Here is a 16496-nt window from a genome sequence, read left to right as displayed (position 1 = left end):
CGGTTTGTCAACGCTCTCAGCTTACGCTCGAACCTAGGGTGAATCCTCATTTGGACAGGCAGAATGCCGAAATCGAGCTATTATTTCCGACAACAGCGGCGGTGTGTCCGCTGCGCAGGCAGTTTGCCGAAGTGGTCCGTGCTGCTTGTTGCAGTATTTGGCCTCTTGGGGCTGCTTATTCCTCAGACAATATACGCGGCTTCACCGCAGGTATCGGCCCTATGTGATCTTGCCGCGCGACGGGCAGCACGTGATCAGGGCGTTCCGCTGGACGTGTTGCGCGCCATCACCAGGACGGAGACCGGCCGCGGTGGAAAACAAGGGCTCCAGCCCTGGCCCTGGACCGTCAATATGGAAGGTGCTAGGCAAGTGGTTTCAGACAGAAGATGAGGCCCGCGCCTATGTCTTCTCCCACTTCAAACGCGGTGCACGGAGCTTTGACGTCGGGTGTTTCCAGATCAATTTCAAATGGCATGGTCAGGCTTTCGATTCGATCGACCAGATGTTCGACCCGCTTGCAAATGCGCAATATGCGGCGCGGTTTCTGCGTGAACTGCATGATGAATTTGGTGACTGGTCGCAGGCTGCTGGCGCCTATCACTCGCGCACACCTACCTATGCAAACCGCTATACCGCGCGTTTTGACAGGGTGCGTGCCGACCTAAAGCCGGTAGAGACGGTCGCAGCACTGCCAGTAGAGCGCAGCCGAGCCACGTTTACCGCCCCACAACCCCTCGCCATGCTTCACAATCCTTCGCCGTTGATCACTCAGGGTGGGGCACCGTCTGGTGCTGCCCGCTTGGGATCTCTGGTTCCATTGACTGGCGGCGGCACTTCGGCGCAAGCGCTCATCATACTGAAATAAGGGCTGATTTTCGTGCCAAACATTGATATGCAAAAACTGTTCAGCCCAACCGTACTGCTGGCAATTGCGCTGATGGCGATCATCGTGATGATGATCCTGCCGATGCCCGCCTGGGTGCTGGACATCGGGCTGGCGGCCTCCTTTGGGTTGGCGATTCTGATCTTCACCATCACGCTGTTTATTGAACGTCCGCTGGATTTTTCGTCTTTCCCGACGGTTCTCCTGGCCTCCCTGATGCTGCGTCTGTCGCTCAATGTGTCGTCGACAAAACTGATCATCGGTCAGGGGCACACCGGTACCGATGCGGCAGGGGGCGTGATCGAAGGATTTGCCCAATTTGTGATGGGCGGCAGTGTTTTCCTGGGTCTCGTGGTGTTTGGCGTGCTGCTGATCGTGAACTTCATGGTCATCACCAAAGGTGCCGCACGGATGGCCGAGGTTGGCGCCCGCTTCGCTCTGGATGGTATGCCGGGTAAGCAGCTGGCCATCGACAGCGACATGTCCGCTGGTGCCATTGATCACGCAACCGCGCGCGACCGTCGCGAGACGGAACAGCGCGAGACGACATTCTTTGGCTCTTTGGATGGTGCGTCCAAATTTGTGAAGGGCGACGCGATTGCTGGTCTGCTGATCACTTTGCTGAATCTGATCATGGGCCTGATCATGGGCGTTCTGATCCACGGAATGCCGGTGGTCTCCGCGTTTGAAACCTATGCGATCCTGACGGTTGGCGATGGTCTGGTATCGCAGATTCCGTCCGTGATTATTTCCATCGCCGCGGCGCTGCTGCTGGCCCGCGGTGGTGCCACCGGGTCCACCGATATCGCGCTGGCTGACCAGCTGGGCAGACACCCGGCGGCATTGGCCACTGTGGCCATCCTCATGGCGCTGTTTGCTTTGGTCCCGGGCCTGCCTTTCCTTCCTTTCATGGCTGGTGCGGCTGTGCTGGGCTACACCGCCTACCGGATGAGCAAAAACCTGAAGGACCGCGAAGAAGCGGAGATGGAAGAGCAGATCGAAGAGGTCATGGAGCCCAAGGAAAGCCGGGCTCTTGGCGATATTCTTGATCTGGACGACCTGCACCTGGAATTTGCGCCCGATCTGGTGAGCATGGTGCTGGACGCAGGGACCGGCCTTGATGCCCGTATCGCCAACATGCGAACGCATGTTGCCACGACCTTCGGGCTGATCCTGCCTGAAATCCGCCTGACGGATGAGCCGGAACTGATGACAGGCACTTATGTGATCAAGATTCAGGGAGTCGAACAGGTGCGTGGCATCCTGCATCCGGAAATGGTTCTGGCCCTGATGCCGGACAACCACGATGCCCTGCCGCCGGGCACGGATGTCACCGAACCTGTCTATGGTGCTCCGGCGCGCTGGATTTCCTCAAAGGCGCAGGAAGATGCAGCGCTGTCAGGGGCGACAATTGTGACGGCGCCAGAAATTTTGGCAACGCATCTGCTGGAAGTGATCAAACAGAACTTCCCCCGCCTGCTGACACTGAAATCGCTTCGCCGTCTATTGAATGAGATGACCGAACTGACGGATGAGTTCCGCGCCGAAGCCAATCGAAAGCTGCTGGATGAACTGGTGCCGGACAAGGTTCCGATCGACACGTTGCACACAGTCCTGCGGCTGCTGCTGGAGGAACGCGTCTCTATCCGAAATATGCCGCTAATTCTGGAGACCATTGCCGAGGCTCGCCTGCACACGCCACAGCCTGAGATCATTTGCGAACATGTGCGCCAGCGGCTGGGGTTCCAGCTGGTTGGTGAGATGAAACGCGAAGATGGGACCATTCCGCTGATCCAGCTGGCGCCTGAGTGGGAGGAGACATTCTCCACCTACCAGATCGACGCCCAGGGCGGTGCCGTCGATATTGCGCTGCCGCCGGAACAGTTCAACCGGCTGGCCGAAGGGCTGAGTGAGCGGCTGAATACCACCACGGAACAGGGCGTATTTGCAGCGGTTGTGACCTCAACCCGGCGCCGTCGATATTTGCGGACAATCCTCAAATCGCGTGGCATCCTCAACCCGGTCCTGTCATTTGAGGAGATTGGACTAGAAGCCAGACCGGCGCTCGTTGGTATGGTTCCCGCATGAATCTGGACTTTCTGCCACCTGAGCTGGTCGCCCTTCTGGGCGCTTAGCTTTTGGCATGGGGCCATCGTTTTTCTGCGGATTGGGGCGATGGTTTCTGTGTTGCCTGCCTTTGGCGAAAAATATGTACCGGCACGGATCAAACTGGCGATTTCCCTGGCGTTCACATTCATCGTGGCGCTAAGCCTTGCCGATACTTCCGCCACCGGCCAGCCCATTGCATTATGGCAGCCTCGCACTCAGCGAAGCGGTTGTCGGTCTGGCACTGGGAATGGCAATCCGCATGTTTGTTCATGCCATTCAGATTGCCGGGACCATTGCCGCGCAGTCGACCTCGCTTGCGCAGGTTCTGGGAGGCATCGGCGCGGAACCCATGCCCGCCATCGGTGCGGTCTTGCTGATCTCTGGTCTGGCGCTGGCGGTGATGTTGGGTCTGCACATCCGGGTCGCTGAGTTCATGATCTACAGCTATATGATGTTTCCGGTGGGTGAGTTTCCCAGTGCATCCGGGCTGTCGGACTGGGGGGTGCACCGGGTATCGCGCAGTTTTGCCATGGGCTTCTCGCTGGCCGCACCATTCCTGATCGGCTCGATGGTTTATAACCTGACACTGGGTGTCATCAACCGCGCAATGCCTGCGCTGATGGTGGCCTTTGTCGGTGCCCCGGTTGTGACCTTCGGAGGTCTGGCAATTCTGATGGTGGCCAGCCCGATGATCTTGGATATCTGGAGCACGGCACTCATGGGCTTTTTCGCCAATCCGGGTGAGGGGATGCCATGAGCGACGACGATTCAGACAAGTCATATGAGCCAACACCGCAGAAGCTTGAGAAAGCTCGTAAGAAGGGGGAGGTTCCAAAGTCGACGGACCTCAATGTTGCGGCATCCTATCTTGGCTTGATTGTCGCGATCTATGTGTCAGGCGCGGATGTGGTCGAAGAGTTGGGGACGATATTGATGTCGTTCCTGGACCAGCCCGACCGCTTGGCCGATTTGTTCTTCGGCGGCGCGGGGACCGTGCCGGTTGGTGGGATATTCATGGCGGTCGGCACGTCCAGCCTGCCAATATTTATCGTCCCGATGGCTGCTGTCCTGCTGTCGATCATTGCGCAGCGCGCGCTGGTCTTTGCCCCGAGTAAGCTGGAACCAAAACTCTCAAAAATTTCGATCATTTCGAACGCCAAGAACAAGTTCGGACGTTCGGGGCTGTTTGAGTTTTTCAAAAGCACGGTTAAGCTGGTGCTTTATTCGGTCTGCATGGGCATCTACCTCAATTACCGGCTGCCGGACATGATTGCCTCCTCGGCCACCGGGGCGTTTGTTGTTGTGATGATGATGGCGCAGCTGGCGTTGGAATTCCTGATTCTGGCGCTGATCATTGCGCTTGGTATCGGTGTGATTGATGCGGCCTTTCAGCAGGCGGAGCACAATCGCAAGAACATGATGTCTCGCAAGGAGATCATGGACGAAGCCAAGGACTCGGAAGGGGATCCGCATCTGAAGGGCGCGCGCCGTCAAAAGGCACATGAAATCGCCATGGGCCAAGGGGTTGCCGATGTGGCCGAGGCCGATGTTGTGATCGTCAACCCAACCCACTACGCGGTGGCGCTAAAGTGGGACCGCGCGCCAGGGCAGGCCCCCATATGCGTGGCCAAGGGTGTGGATGAGGTTGCCGCCGTTATTCGCGAAGTTGCCAATGAGAACGGTGTTCCGATCCACAGCGACCCGCCCACCGCGCGCGCGTTGCATGCGGCGGTCGATATCGGTCAGGAAATTCACGAAGAGCATTATGCGCCTGTTGCTGCTGCCATCCGCTTTGCGGAGAAAATGCGTCAACGGGCGAAGGGGATGGTGTGATGAAGCAGAAGATGCTGGACCAGATGGCAGACGTGACAGAGGCCATGTACCTGCAGGAGCATGCCAAGGTGAAACCGGTTCTTGATGCTGAGGCGCGGGTGCGCGGCCAGCTGGCAAAACTGGATCAGCAGATCAAGGACAGTCGCGACATGGCTAATTCCGACCACGCGATGAAAGCACTCGGCGCGGATCTTTTGTGGCAGGGCTGGCACAGCCGCACCCGCCGCCAACTGAATATGGAGCTGGCGCAGATTACCGCGCAGAAGCTGCGGGCGATGGACAATCTGCGCAAGGCGTTCGGCCGCAAGCACGCGGTAGAAACGATGGCGATCCAGGAGCGCCAGCGGGTGAAGAAGGACAGGGCGCAAAAACTGCACAACCGGCTGATGAATATGGAATGAGATTAACGCAACATGTTGGCATCAAAAAAAGGCCGGTTCAGATGAACCGGCCTTTTTCGTTGATGTGGAATTGGGCTTCAGACGTCTTGTCGTGACATTTCCACGATCAGCACATCATAAATATCCTTGCCGAGTTGCTTCTGCGCAGCTTCGCGCAGAGCGGTTCGCAGAGGCGTCAACATGTCCGACCGGGTGAAGGCGCCGCGAAAACCGCCCATATTGGCGTGATCGAACAGCACCTGCAGGAAGACATCCCGCAGCTTCGGCTCGTAGGCGTGGATTTTCTCGTTCATCCCGGCCTTGGTTTCCAGGCTGAGAGAGATCACCACCAGAGAGGAGAGCTGTTCACGCTCGACAACTGGAACGACGAATTGGTTCGCCATCTTGATGTATTCGCGTTGCTCTTCTTCTTCGCCCGGCAGTTCAGGGGTGATTTCTTCGGCGTGCTCGCCGCTGTCCTCGGCGTGCTCTTCCGGGGCGGGGGCCGGGGCCAGCATGACACCGGCGCCGATTCCACCGGCGGTCCCAACAAGGAGCAGAATGACGGGCAGTAGTTTTGACAACATATGCAGGCCTCAGAATGGCAGGATCACGTCCAGCACCTGCTGGCCGTAACGGGGTTGTTGAACATCGGTGATTTGGCCGCGGCCACCGTATGAGACCCGCGCGGAGGCGATCTTGTCATAGGTGATCTCATTCTGGCGGCTGATATCGTCGGGGCGCACGTAGCCCGTTACCAACAATTCGCGCATCTCGAAGTTGACGCGCAGCTCTTGTGTGCCGCTGATCGACAGTACACCGTTTGGCAACACATCCACCACGGTTGCGGCGACCCGCAGTTCCAGTTTCTCGCTGCGCTTCACAGAACCTTTGCCGCCGGAGCTGCTGCTGCTGCCGATATCAACGGCATCAGCCATCGACGCCCCTTCGGGCAGTTTCCGATCCAATCGCTGGGGCAGGCCGAGCAGTTGCGGAACCGCCAGACTTTCGGAGCCGGAGCGCGACCGCTTGGTATCGTTGGAGATTTCTGCCTCTTCGTCGATTTCGATAACGACGGTCAGGATGTCACCCTGTTTGGTTGCCCGACGATCCCCCAGCAGAGACTGACGCGAACCGCTCCAGAGTGAGGCCTGATCAACCGGGCGTTGGGTCTGCGTGTTTACAGGCAAGCCCTGAAACAGCATGGCAACATGTTCAGGAGATTCATTTGCGGGGCTGAATGTCGGTGGTTTGCCAACATGATCAAGTCGTCCGCAGGCGCTCAGCGTGATCATAGCCGCAAGGGCCGAATTCGCCAAAAGGGTTCTATTTTTCATCAGTTTACCTCAACTGTTCCATCTGCGGCGATACGCCCGCTGATGGTTGTGCGTGACGATAAGTTCATGACGCGGATTGCTTCGCCATCAGCACCGCGACCAAGCGAACGGCCCTCGGCCAGAATGGTCAGACCACCACGTTTGAACCGAATGGTGACCAGGTCGTTGCGCTCGACGATGGCTAAGCTGGGCCAACATCGCCCGGGCGCACCGGCCGCCCTGCATAAAGCGCCACGCGGGCTTCTTGGCCAATGACCAAAGACGGATCGGAGATCGCGCCCAGCACCTCGGCCTGCTTCAGAACCAGATCCTCGGCCGTCACGATTTCCTTGGCCCGGATGGTTCGCACCGGGACCAGGATGTCGGCCCAGGCGGGCTGAGCGCAGAAAAGCATCACAATGGCGAGGATCCGTTTCATCAGCGTACCTGCGTGGTTGCGCCCATCATCTGATCGACGGCAGAGATGACCTTGGCATTCATTTCATAGCCGCGCTGGGCTTCGATCAGTTCCGTGACCTCGCGGACGGCATCCACCGAACTGGCCTCCAGATAGCCCTGACGCAGGGTGCCGAGACCATTCTCACCGGGAGAGGCAACAGTGGCCGCACCCGATGCTTCGGTCTCCACAAAGAGGTTGCTGCCCAGGGCTTCCAGGCCTTTGGGGTTGGAGAACCCGGCCAGCGTCAGCTGACCCATCAGCTGCCCTTCGGCGGTTTCGTCGAAATAGGCGTAGACCTCACCATCGGCGTTGATCGAGACATTGCGCGCATCGCTGGGAATGGTGATATCCGGGGAGACAGTGAAACCGTCGGAGGTGACGACCAGACCTTCGGCCGACCGTTTCAGCGCCCCGTCGCGGGTATAGGCGGACTGTCCGGAGGGGAGCGTCACCTCAAGATAGCCTTTGCCGTCGATGGCAACGTCCAGATCATTCCCGGTCTGGGTCAGGGCCCCCTGCGCCAGATGAATGGAGATGGCAGAAGCACGGACACCAAGGCCCACCTGAACACCGGTGGGCAACACAGTTCCGTCGGAGGCATTTACCGTGCCTAGCCCGCGTAACCTGTTGATAATGCAGATCCGCAAATTCCGCACGCCGAGCGTTATAGCCCGTGGTGTTCATATTCGCGAGGTTGTTCGAAATTGTCTCAACGCGCAGTTGCTGCGCGGTCATTCCGGTTGCGGCGATCTTCAGGGCGCGCATGGGCTTACTCCTACGACTTAATCAGATTTTTGATGGCGTTGCGGACACGCTGGTCCTCGGTCTCAAGAAAGCTCTGGCCCATTTCATAGGCCCGCTGAATTTCGACCATTCGCGCCAGCTGGGAGATGGCATTGACATTGGACCCCTCCAGAAAACCCTGGAGCACGCGAGCGTCGCCAGCGTCTTCGATTTCGCCGTCGACGCGGAACATGACCCCGTCTTCGCGGATCATCTGATAATTCTCTTCCGGTTTGAAAATGCCGATTTGGCCGAGCGCCCGACCGTCTGCGCTCAAGGTGCCGTCGGCGCCGAATTTGATCGATTTGGCATCGCCCGGAATGAACACAGGCGCGCGCCCCGCATCCAAGACCCGATGACCATCCATGGTGACCAGATCACCTTGGGCGTTGGTGGAAAACGCGCCTGACCGGGTCAGTCGCTCACCCATCGGGGTTTCCACCATGAAATACCCGTCGCCTTCGATGGCAAGGTCCAGATCACCGCCAGATTGGGTCAGGGCGCCCTGCGCCATTGATGTGTTGCGGATGTTTGCCCGCCCCATCGACAGGGATTCCTGACCGGGAGCGGACTGGATAAATTCGGAAAAGATCACCCCTTCGGCCCGGTATCCGGTGGTGGCTGAGTTGGCGATGTTATTTGCGACAACGCGCATTTCGCGCATCAGACCCGATTGGCGGGACAGGGTGGTGTAACCGGTGTCTCCCATTACAGACCTCCTGAAATCAGCGGCACAACGTGCCCATCAAAAAAGGCAACCAGGGTCTGCGTCATGAAACCCATGGTCATCCAGAAAACGACAAGAATAGCGGTAAGCTTCGGCACAAACGTCAGGGTCATTTCCTGCACCGATGTCAGGGCCTGAAACAGGCCGATGGCGAGGCCAACAACCAGCGCAACCAGCAAAATCGGTGTCGACATCATCACAGACGCCCAGAGGGCCTGGCGCAGAGTGTCGTAGAAAAGCCCTTCGCTCATCATGGGCTTACACCGGCATCCGTAGGATTTCCTGATAGGCTTCGACCACCTTGTTGCGGACGGTCACCGCGGTTTCCACCGCCAGTTCGGTCTGGGCCAGTGCTTGCACCAGTGCATGGGGGTCGCCGTTGCCTGTCATTGCGGTGACCGATACCTGCTCGCTTTGCTGCAGGGTGCTTGCACGAACTCTTCAAAGCTGGCCTTGATCTTGGCCTCGGCGCTGCTGGGCATGTGCTCCGGATCGACCTTGGTCGCGGGGCGTGCAGCGGCGTAGCCGGTGGTGGCGGAAAGACTGCGAATATCCATTCTGGATCTCCAGGTATGTCAGTGTGTTTCAGAAAATCTCGGTGTTATCTGCGCAACAGGTCCATCAGTGATGACGACATCTGCCGCCCCTGTTCGAACATCTTGAGGTTGGCCTCGTAGCTGCGCTGTGCCTCGCGGGCATCGGCGATCTCGATCATCAGGTCTACATTCGACCCTTCGTAATGGCCGCTCTCGTTAGCCAGCGGGTGAGAGGGGTCAAAAACCTGCTCCAGATCGGATCGGTCCAGACGCACAGGACCAACCTCTACCTTTTCAACATCGGAGCGCAGATCGCGCACCGCTTCAAAGGGGACGGTCTTGCGGCGGTACCCGGGGGTATCTGCGTTGGAGATGTTCTCCGACACATGACGCAGGCGGTTTGCCTGGGCTTTCAATGCGCTTGCGGAGACGGAGAGGGATTTGGAAAATTCGCTCATGATCTAATCTCCTCAGTTCCGGCCAAGGCTGCTGCGCAGCACGTTCATCGAGGATTTATAGATCGCCAATGCACGGTCATGCTGCCGCTTGACCTCAACCCCTTTCAGGATTTCGCCTTCGATCGAGACCGTGTTGTCATTGGGATCACCGCCGCCGCGCGTCGCGGTGACAGCCCAGTCCATGCCGTTGCCGGAGGCGCCATGCAGATGATTGGACCGGCTGGCAACCATGTCGCCTGCACGGGATCCCTGCGCATAGACTTCTTTGAAAGGCTTGATGTCCTTGGCATGATAGCCAGGCGTATCGGCATTGGCGATGTTCTGCGACACCAATGCCTGGCGCTTCCCTGCATGGGTGGCCATTGAGTAGGCAATCTTAAAGACGTTCAGTTCTTTAAACACCGGGGCTTCTCCCTCGATCAATTTCAATCAAGGCTTAACCCCGATTCCTTTAGAAATTGTTTTCAGGAACAGTTGGAGACACCAGAACATGATCTCAGCCATCAACGCATTGACCCAGGATTTGGCGAACAAGAAACTGTCGTCAGCCGTGGGGCGCGTGTCGGAAATTTCAGGTGGCGCAATCACGGTATCGGGGTTGAATGGTCAGGCACGTATTGGGGATCGGTTGATCCTTCGTCGGGCGGGAAGTGACCCGTTAGAAGGTGAGGTGATGCGGATTTCTGGTAGCGAGGTCAGCATGTTACCAGATACAGCGCCGGACCGCGTTGCGGTCGGGGATGCCGTTCTGTTGCACCCGACGCCGGATTTCGCCCCGGCTGACAGTTGGATCGGACGCGTGATCGATCCCTTTGGTGCGCCTCTGGACGGGCGGCCGATGATGCGTGGTGAGGCAACGCGGGATTTGATGGCCGCGCCGCCAAAAGCCGCCTCTCGCCGACCGATGGGCGAACGACTCGCCACCGGTCTTGCCGTTTTCAATACGATTCTGCCGATTGTAAAAGGGCAGCGCGTCGGCCTTTTTGCCGGGTCAGGTGTGGGGAAATCCACGCTTTTGGCCACATTGGCACAGAATATGGAGGCTGATATTGTCGTCATCGCGCTGATCGGGGAGCGGGGACGTGAGGTCAACCACTTCGTGAAGGATGTTCTGGGCGACGAGGGGATGCAGCGTGCAGTTGTTGTCGCAGCCACGTCGGACCAATCGGCTCTGGTGCGTCGGCGCTGCGCCTGGTCGGCGATGGCCGTGGCGGAGCATTTTCGCGATCAGGGAAAAAATGTGCTGTTTCTGGCAGATTCTGTGACCCGATTTGCCGAAGCACATCGCGAGATCGCCGTTTCATCTGGCGAAGCGCTTAGCCCTGCGCGGATACCCACCGTCGGTGACACCGCTGATTACTGGTCTTTGTGAGCGTGCGGGACCTGGCAGTGCTGACCAGGGCGATATCACCGCGATTTTCAGCGTGCTTGTCGCAGGTTCCGATATGGATGAGCCGATCGCCGATATTCTGCGCGGTGTTCTGGACGGTCATATCGTGCTCAACCGTGAGATTGCAGAACGAGGACGTTTTCCGGCTGTCGATGTCTCGCGGTCGGTCTCCAGAAGCCTGCCTTCGGCCGCAACAGCGGATGAGAATTCAGCGATTCTGGATGTCCGGAAATATCTTGGCGCTTACGAACAATCTGAGGTTATGATCCGCGCGGGTCTTTATTCTGAAGGTAATGATGTGACGCTGGATCAGGCTGTGAAGCTCTGGCCAGAGTTGGATTCGTTCTTCGGCAGGTCAGATCCTGAAGGGGTACAAAGCAGCTTCAATCGCCTGATGCTGATGATGCGACGCGCCGTGGCGATACGCTAACTTGATGCAACGCTGTCGCTAGATGAGCCTAGTGCAGGCTAGGCGAGGCCTCAGTCAGGTGGTGTGTTTCGATCGCTATAAGGATTTCACAGCGACGGATGCGCGATGTTGCGGTTTTGAGCAGACGTCTTTGTTTTATGCTCGTGGATGGGGCGAACCCGCTGATAGCGCGCTGAGGGTCAGATGGTTTGACCCAGCACTCGCTTGGTATTTTCTAAATCGGAAGCCCCAGATTGGCCGCGCCGTTTTCCCGAACAGTTCCATCATGAAGGTGAGTGGACATCTCACGGGGCCAGAGCATGTCGCGCGCTTGGCCCGCATAGTCTTCAGTTTTTGGGTATCGTCGCGCTGATGTCGCTCGGGGAGTGGGCGCTAGATGATTTCATCTTTCGCCAAACGTCCCTCCCCAATGAGGGATAAGATAGAGCGCATTGGTGGTTTTGGTTAAACCGATGGAATCGTAACGCAGAAGGCGCGGTGATCGTGCCTCGGCATTCAGCATCTGGGTAAAACACCTGCTTATAATCCAGCAGCCCTGCTGCGCATTACGGGTGACAGACACATGGGCGGCTTTGAGAGTTCGGCCCGGGCATATCTCCAGCAATAGAGCTATCAGCCTACGACCAGCATAACGGAGCAAAACGCGAAACGGGCAGGGTCTGACCCCATCTGCGTGTATGATGCCAGTTGGTCGTTCAGATGACCGAAGCCCGCCTATGTGTTCAAGTTAAGACCAGGTTACCCGGCAAATCTCTGGCTAGAACATCTCTACCCAGAATAAGTTCAGCCGACAGTGCCTTTCCAAGACACGGTCGGCTGAGAACTCATGAGGGGCGCACGGCCATAAGCCGATCTTCGCGTGGCAGCAACGTGCGCAACGCTTTCAAGCATCGGTAATGGTTGTCGGAGAGGACGGCATCGGTGGCCTCTGCCAGTGATGCGCGGCTGTCAGGATCCGTGAACACCTGGCTCAGTTCCTCGATCCGGCGCAGCATCTGAAGGCGATCCTCCTCGCCGTCGACATCGCCAGACAGAACCAACTGGGCCGCGTAGCAGACGCGTCGCACCGGAGTGTTTGCTTCTTCCGGGTGGATGGCATCGCGCAGCCGCAGGATGTTTGCATCTGGGGTTACGATGGACAATCGACTGCGCCGATCTCCGTTTTCAATTACTGCACCGTTCACCAATACCCGCTCTTTCGGGGCAAGTTTCAGGACCAATCCGCTCATATTCAGGACGCTCCGCTGCGAAGGCCACGCATGATGGCCGTGTTGATTTCCACCAGAAGTCGCACATCCGCTTTGCGGGCCAGGACTTTACTGGTGTGTTGATGGGTGAATTCCCCAAGCGAGAGCAGCTGAGCTTTCAATTCGTCCGGGAGTGGATTTCCAGGACTGGCAACTTCGACTGAAAAGATCGACCAGAGTTTGCGATTGTCGGTCAGTGCTGCGGCAAGTTCGGTAAAACCTGGCTTACCTTTTTGGGCTGCGGCGACCATGCGACGGGTTACGCGGGCGATGACTTCGTATTCGAGGTTCTTTGCAGTTCGAGTCGGGGCCTTTGCCGCCGAATAGGCGCTCTTCGCCTTTAGAAGGGCATTCACGTGTTATCCTAACATGTAATCTACAGATTCTCTGCGATAGGGGATCTGGGGCGCGCGGTGGCGCCCCAGATCAAGCTGCTATTAACGGAACAGCTGCATCAGGGTCTGTGGCGCCTGGTTTGCAATCGACAGCGATTGCACTGCCAGCTGCTGCTGAGTCTGAAGCGCCTTCAGCCTCGCAGAAGACTCTTCCATATTCGTATCGGTCATCGTGCTGACACCCATTGTCAGGGAGTCGGAGAGTTTCGATACGAACATGCCCTGGTCGCCCAAACGGTTGGAATCTGCACCCAGCTGAGCGGCTGCGTCGATCGCAATACCAAGCATTGTCTCAATCTCGGTCAACGCGGTGGAGCCTGTGGCAACATCAGTGATTGCGGTGAGGCCAGTTGCATCCAATCGGGTGCTGGAATCGATTGCAGTTACAGTGATGGTATCCGCCGTCGGATCCAATCCGCCCAGAACGGTCAATTCTGTGGTGGTAGTGTCGTCAAGCAGGTTCGCACCGTTGAATTCAGCAGAATCAATGATGGACGCGATCTGCGCCGCCTTCTTGGCGATACTGTCCTGGATCTTACCGTGGTCAACGTTTTCCGAGTTCGCGGAAATCGCCAGTTGCTTCATCTCGGTCAGAGTTTCAACGATCTGTTCGGCACCGGACAGGGCCACGGCGACGGTTGCTTCACCAACGCCCAGCGACTCCTGAACCGATTTGTAACCGGCAATATCGGAGTCCATGGTTTTGGAGATCGCCCAAACCGCAGCGTTATCCTTGGCCGAACCGATCCGCTTACCGGTCGAAATCTGGCTCTGGGTGTCGTCAAGGCTGTTGTTCACGGACTGCAGGGTCTGCAGTGCAACCATTGCGCCATTGTTAGTCAGAATGCTGGACATAGCATGTATTCCTTTAGTTAGAGGCGTTTTGACCTCTGGTTTCCCTGCCCCGAAGGGCGCTCTCTGACGTCTTTCTGACTATGCGTTCCGCCGTCCGGCTTCCGCGCCACCCTCTCTTGAAGGTGCAAAGTGACATTGGCCTACTATGTGCTAAGGGAGTGCTAATGCCGGAAATTCCATTGCTAGAATTTTCTCTAAATTGGGCCGGTTACGCGCGTTTCTCCAGGTTGGGGGTGCCGCCAGTCGCAAAACGGGTCTTGCGCCCAGACTGGTCGTAGACGTCCAACCCTTTGCGCACACGCCGCAGCTCCGCCATCCGGGCAGCGACAGCGCGGATACCTTCCATGGCACTGTCCAGCAGGACCTGATTGCGAGACACTTTGCCCTGGACATGTTCCAGAGCTTCACGCTCCAGGTCAGCGGTCATATTCAGCGTTGTTATGATCGCTTCCTTCTTGGCAAGCAGCGGTTCCAGCTCCTGCAGATTGCCACTCACCAGCGCTGCGCGCTCAGCATCCAGTAGGGTATCCAGGTCTTCGATCAGCTGTTGCGGAGTGTGTTCAGTCATTGTCCTGTGCCTCTTTCAATGCGTGATAAAGTGATTCTGCCAAGCCGACGCCGCCCGCTTTGGTGATTTGTTCCGCCTGCGCGCGCACCAGGAAACTGGAAAACTGGTCCTCGCCTGCACCGCCGCCCATTGTCTCGCGACTTTCGCCAAGACCGGCGGATTTCAACATTTCTGTAAGGAAGGTCGCCTCAAGCTCCTGTGCGGCCTTGCGCAGCGGATCTTGTGGTGGCGAGGTGATGGCAGCGGGACGCTGCATCGCCGGAAGTTGAGCAATCGGTTCCATTATATACCTCGTTCTGAGATGTCGAAATTGCTTCGATTTTTTCTATTTTGGCGGATGATCGGTTAAAATTGCCGTAACCGATTGGCGTTATGGTGCTGGCATCGAGATAGAATGTCTGGAAGCCAATGTTTATCAACGCACTTACAAGCCCCACCTCTGGTGGCGCTCAGGGATCGGACAAGATCCAGCAAGGCGAATCGGCAAAATCGCGTAAAGGCGCAAGCTTTGACGCGGTTATGACAGAGACTGCAAATTCGTCCGAAGACGCAGGAACCGACGTAGCGCAGGTGGAGGAGGTTGCTGAGCAGCAGGCCACCACTGCGGATGCGTCGGAAAAGACAAATCAGACAACACAGAATGGTGATGCCGAGGCGGCCATGGGCGAGGATCCGCAAGAGACAGTGGATCAGGCGGCGGCCAAGGAGGCCGCAGCAGAACCTGAGGTTCCAGTGATTCCCACGCAGCTGAACGTCGATGTCACCGCGGAAAAGTCGACTGAAAACGGTCGTCGCGATGGCGCATCTGCAGAGAAAGCTGAACGCCAGTCCGCCGCTTTGCCTCAGCCAGATGTTGAAGGCGCGGGGGCAGCGGGTGAAGTCAATTCATCTGCCGAGGGTTCGCCGGATCGTGCTGCTGTGGCGCCGGGTACAGGTACTGATGCAGCGGCCGCTGCTGAGATCTCTGCAAAGGTCGGTTTGCCGTCTGAGGTAAAAAGCGATGGATCTATGGGAAGCCCTGGCACCGCAGCTAAGGCGCCGTCGGAAACGGGCAGCGGCCCGCAGCAGTTGGTCGCAGATGCGGAAGGCCAATCAACACCGGGGCTGCGCAGCGATTCGGCAGCCGCTGAGGCCACGGCGGCGCGTGATGTCGCTGTGGATGGGCGTAGAACTGGGGCCGAGGCAAACATTACACCAGTCGGGCCAAGAGGTCGGATCGTGCAAACCGATGCCGTCTCCAATCCTGCAACAAGCACTCAGCCAGAGGTGAAACCCGCCGCGGCTTCAGCAACGGCGGCAGCGCACTCCGAGATGGTGAAGGATGCTGCGAAACCGTCGGTGGTGGGGCAAACTCAACCGGTGCAACAGGCGAACACGACGGCCACTCCGACACCGCTGGAGGGGACGCCTTCGCCGGTGCGGGAAAACCTAGAGGCGCGGCGCACAGCTGTTGAACAGATGCGTGCACCCACGCCCACGCAGACCGCTGCGATGCTGCCTCAGGGTACGTATTCGGTTGCCAGTTTTGGCCTCGGTGCAGGGGCTCTTACGGCTGCTATGCCGACATCTACCTCTGCGCTTGCTATTGATCCGGCGCTCTCAGCGGAGGTGGGCAGCAGCGCGGTGTCCGGTGCCAGCAGCGGGTTTGAGTTGCCTGGCCTGTCACAGCTGCTGACAGAAGCAACGGTAAGCCCAGGGACTGTGCATAAACCTGAAACGCCCCGCCTGATCGCGAATCAGATGGCCGAAGCACTGGCAACGAAGGGAGAGCGTAACGTCGATGTTGCGCTCAATCCCAAGGAGCTGGGGCATGTGAATATGCGCGTCTCTGTCACTGAGACGGGCGTCAGTGTCATGATTCAGACTGAGCGCGCTGAAACTGGTGACCTGATGCGGCGTCATATCAATGAGCTGGCGGATGAATTTAAGCGGATGGGGTTTGAGGATATTTCGTTCCAGTTCTCGGGAGATGAAGCCTCGAATCAAAGCGGTGGCCGCGGCGAGGCCAATACCCAAGCCGGCCGGTCCGCCGGGCTTGGTGATGAGGATCTGGCCGATCTTCCTGCAGAACCGATGACGCAATCACTCAACCTCGGTGAGGTTGGGCTTGATATGAGGATTTGAGA

The 16496-nt window shown here is 57.8% G+C and carries 15 protein-coding genes and 6 pseudogenes; 7 read left to right on the top strand and 14 right to left on the bottom strand.

All coding sequences use genetic code 11. The annotated features are described in order from the left end of the window. Positions 1–123: 123 nt before the first annotated feature. The 5 genes and pseudogenes from L0Z65_RS13665 to L0Z65_RS13645 all read left to right on the top strand — a co-directional run bounded on the left by L0Z65_RS13665 (position 124) and on the right by L0Z65_RS13645 (position 5226). Positions 124–865: pseudogene (locus L0Z65_RS13665) on the top strand (transglycosylase SLT domain-containing protein). Between the two features lie 27 nt (positions 866–892). Beyond that, the gene (gene flhA / locus L0Z65_RS13660) at positions 893–2971 is read left to right on the top strand and encodes a flagellar biosynthesis protein FlhA (protein WP_405112559.1); all 2079 of its coding nucleotides are present in this window, start codon (positions 893–895) and stop codon (positions 2969–2971) included. Beyond that, a pseudogene (locus L0Z65_RS13655) lies at positions 2968–3749 on the top strand (flagellar biosynthetic protein FliR). Before flhA ends, L0Z65_RS13655 begins: the two are co-directional and overlap by 4 nt. Continuing rightward, positions 3746–4825: a flagellar type III secretion system protein FlhB gene (gene flhB, locus L0Z65_RS13650; RefSeq protein ID WP_096873006.1), complete on the top strand. Its 1080-nt coding sequence runs from the start codon at positions 3746–3748 to the stop codon at positions 4823–4825. The pseudogene L0Z65_RS13655 and the gene flhB overlap by 4 nt, the downstream one beginning before the upstream one ends. Next, a complete protein-coding gene (locus L0Z65_RS13645; RefSeq protein ID WP_096873007.1) occupies positions 4825–5226 on the top strand; it encodes a hypothetical protein in 402 nt (133 codons plus the stop codon). The genes flhB and L0Z65_RS13645 overlap by 1 nt, the downstream gene beginning before the upstream one ends. Positions 5227–5303: 77 nt before the next feature. Here L0Z65_RS13645 and L0Z65_RS13640 read toward each other — a convergent pair whose 3' ends face one another. From L0Z65_RS13640 to L0Z65_RS13600, 9 genes and pseudogenes are all read right to left on the bottom strand, one after another. Continuing rightward, a complete protein-coding gene (locus L0Z65_RS13640) occupies positions 5304–5792 on the bottom strand; it encodes a flagellar basal body-associated FliL family protein (RefSeq protein ID WP_024098949.1) in 489 nt (162 codons plus the stop codon). 9 nt (positions 5793–5801) lie between these two features. Beyond that, positions 5802–6542: a flagellar basal body L-ring protein FlgH gene (flgH, locus tag L0Z65_RS13635; protein ID WP_024098950.1), complete on the bottom strand. Its 741-nt coding sequence runs from the start codon at positions 6540–6542 to the stop codon at positions 5802–5804. Further along, positions 6542–6960: pseudogene (gene flgA, locus L0Z65_RS13630) on the bottom strand (flagellar basal body P-ring formation chaperone FlgA). The gene flgH and the pseudogene flgA overlap by 1 nt, the downstream one beginning before the upstream one ends. Next, a pseudogene (gene flgG, locus L0Z65_RS13625) lies at positions 6960–7746 on the bottom strand (flagellar basal-body rod protein FlgG). Before flgG ends, flgA begins: the two co-directional pseudogenes overlap by 1 nt. Positions 7747–7756: 10 nt before the next feature. After that, entirely contained in the window at positions 7757–8473 is a 717-nt protein-coding gene (locus L0Z65_RS13620; protein WP_096873010.1) for a flagellar hook-basal body complex protein, read from the bottom strand. Further along, on the bottom strand, positions 8473–8745 hold the full coding sequence (locus tag L0Z65_RS13615; protein WP_014876463.1) for a flagellar biosynthetic protein FliQ: 273 nt from the start codon (positions 8743–8745) through the stop codon (positions 8473–8475). Before L0Z65_RS13615 ends, L0Z65_RS13620 begins: the two co-directional genes overlap by 1 nt. 4 nt (positions 8746–8749) lie before the next feature. After that, a pseudogene (gene fliE, locus L0Z65_RS13610) lies at positions 8750–9048 on the bottom strand (flagellar hook-basal body complex protein FliE). Between the two features lie 44 nt (positions 9049–9092). Beyond that, positions 9093–9485: a flagellar basal body rod protein FlgC gene (gene flgC, locus L0Z65_RS13605; protein ID WP_405108439.1), complete on the bottom strand. Its 393-nt coding sequence runs from the start codon at positions 9483–9485 to the stop codon at positions 9093–9095. Between the two features lie 12 nt (positions 9486–9497). Then, positions 9498–9887: a FlgB family protein gene (locus L0Z65_RS13600; RefSeq protein ID WP_405108437.1), complete on the bottom strand. Its 390-nt coding sequence runs from the start codon at positions 9885–9887 to the stop codon at positions 9498–9500. 88 nt (positions 9888–9975) lie between these two features. Here L0Z65_RS13600 and L0Z65_RS13595 point away from each other — a divergent pair. Next, positions 9976–11305 (top strand): annotated as a pseudogene (locus tag L0Z65_RS13595) (FliI/YscN family ATPase). Between the two features lie 824 nt (positions 11306–12129). Here L0Z65_RS13595 and flbT read toward each other — a convergent pair. The 5 genes from flbT to L0Z65_RS13570 all read right to left on the bottom strand — a co-directional run bounded on the left by flbT (position 12130) and on the right by L0Z65_RS13570 (position 14653). Beyond that, complete coding sequence (flbT, locus tag L0Z65_RS13590; protein WP_014876468.1) at positions 12130–12534, bottom strand: flagellar biosynthesis repressor FlbT; 405 nt, start codon at positions 12532–12534, stop codon at positions 12130–12132. A 2-nt stretch (positions 12535–12536) separates the two neighbouring features. Beyond that, positions 12537–12908 carry a flagellar biosynthesis regulator FlaF gene (flaF, locus tag L0Z65_RS13585; RefSeq protein WP_014876469.1) on the bottom strand — a complete coding sequence of 124 codons (372 nt, stop codon included), beginning with the start codon at positions 12906–12908 and terminating at the stop codon, positions 12537–12539. Between the two features lie 81 nt (positions 12909–12989). Beyond that, on the bottom strand, positions 12990–13802 hold the full coding sequence (locus L0Z65_RS13580) for a flagellin (protein ID WP_096873013.1): 813 nt from the start codon (positions 13800–13802) through the stop codon (positions 12990–12992). A gap of 208 nt (positions 13803–14010) precedes the next feature. Then, a complete protein-coding gene (flgN, locus tag L0Z65_RS13575) occupies positions 14011–14370 on the bottom strand; it encodes a flagellar export chaperone FlgN (RefSeq protein ID WP_096873014.1) in 360 nt (119 codons plus the stop codon). After that, positions 14363–14653: a rod-binding protein gene (locus L0Z65_RS13570; protein ID WP_405108431.1), complete on the bottom strand. Its 291-nt coding sequence runs from the start codon at positions 14651–14653 to the stop codon at positions 14363–14365. Before L0Z65_RS13570 ends, flgN begins: the two co-directional genes overlap by 8 nt. A 236-nt stretch (positions 14654–14889) precedes the next feature. Between L0Z65_RS13570 and L0Z65_RS13565 the strand changes: the two genes are divergently transcribed. Further along, entirely contained in the window at positions 14890–16494 is a 1605-nt protein-coding gene (locus L0Z65_RS13565; protein WP_405108429.1) for a flagellar hook-length control protein FliK, read from the top strand. Positions 16495–16496: the final 2 nt, after the last annotated feature.

This window comes from Phaeobacter sp. BS52 (assembly GCF_045040595.1).
Lineage (GTDB): Bacteria > Pseudomonadota > Alphaproteobacteria > Rhodobacterales > Rhodobacteraceae > Phaeobacter > Phaeobacter piscinae.
This window is presented reverse-complemented; position numbering and strand designations above follow the sequence as displayed.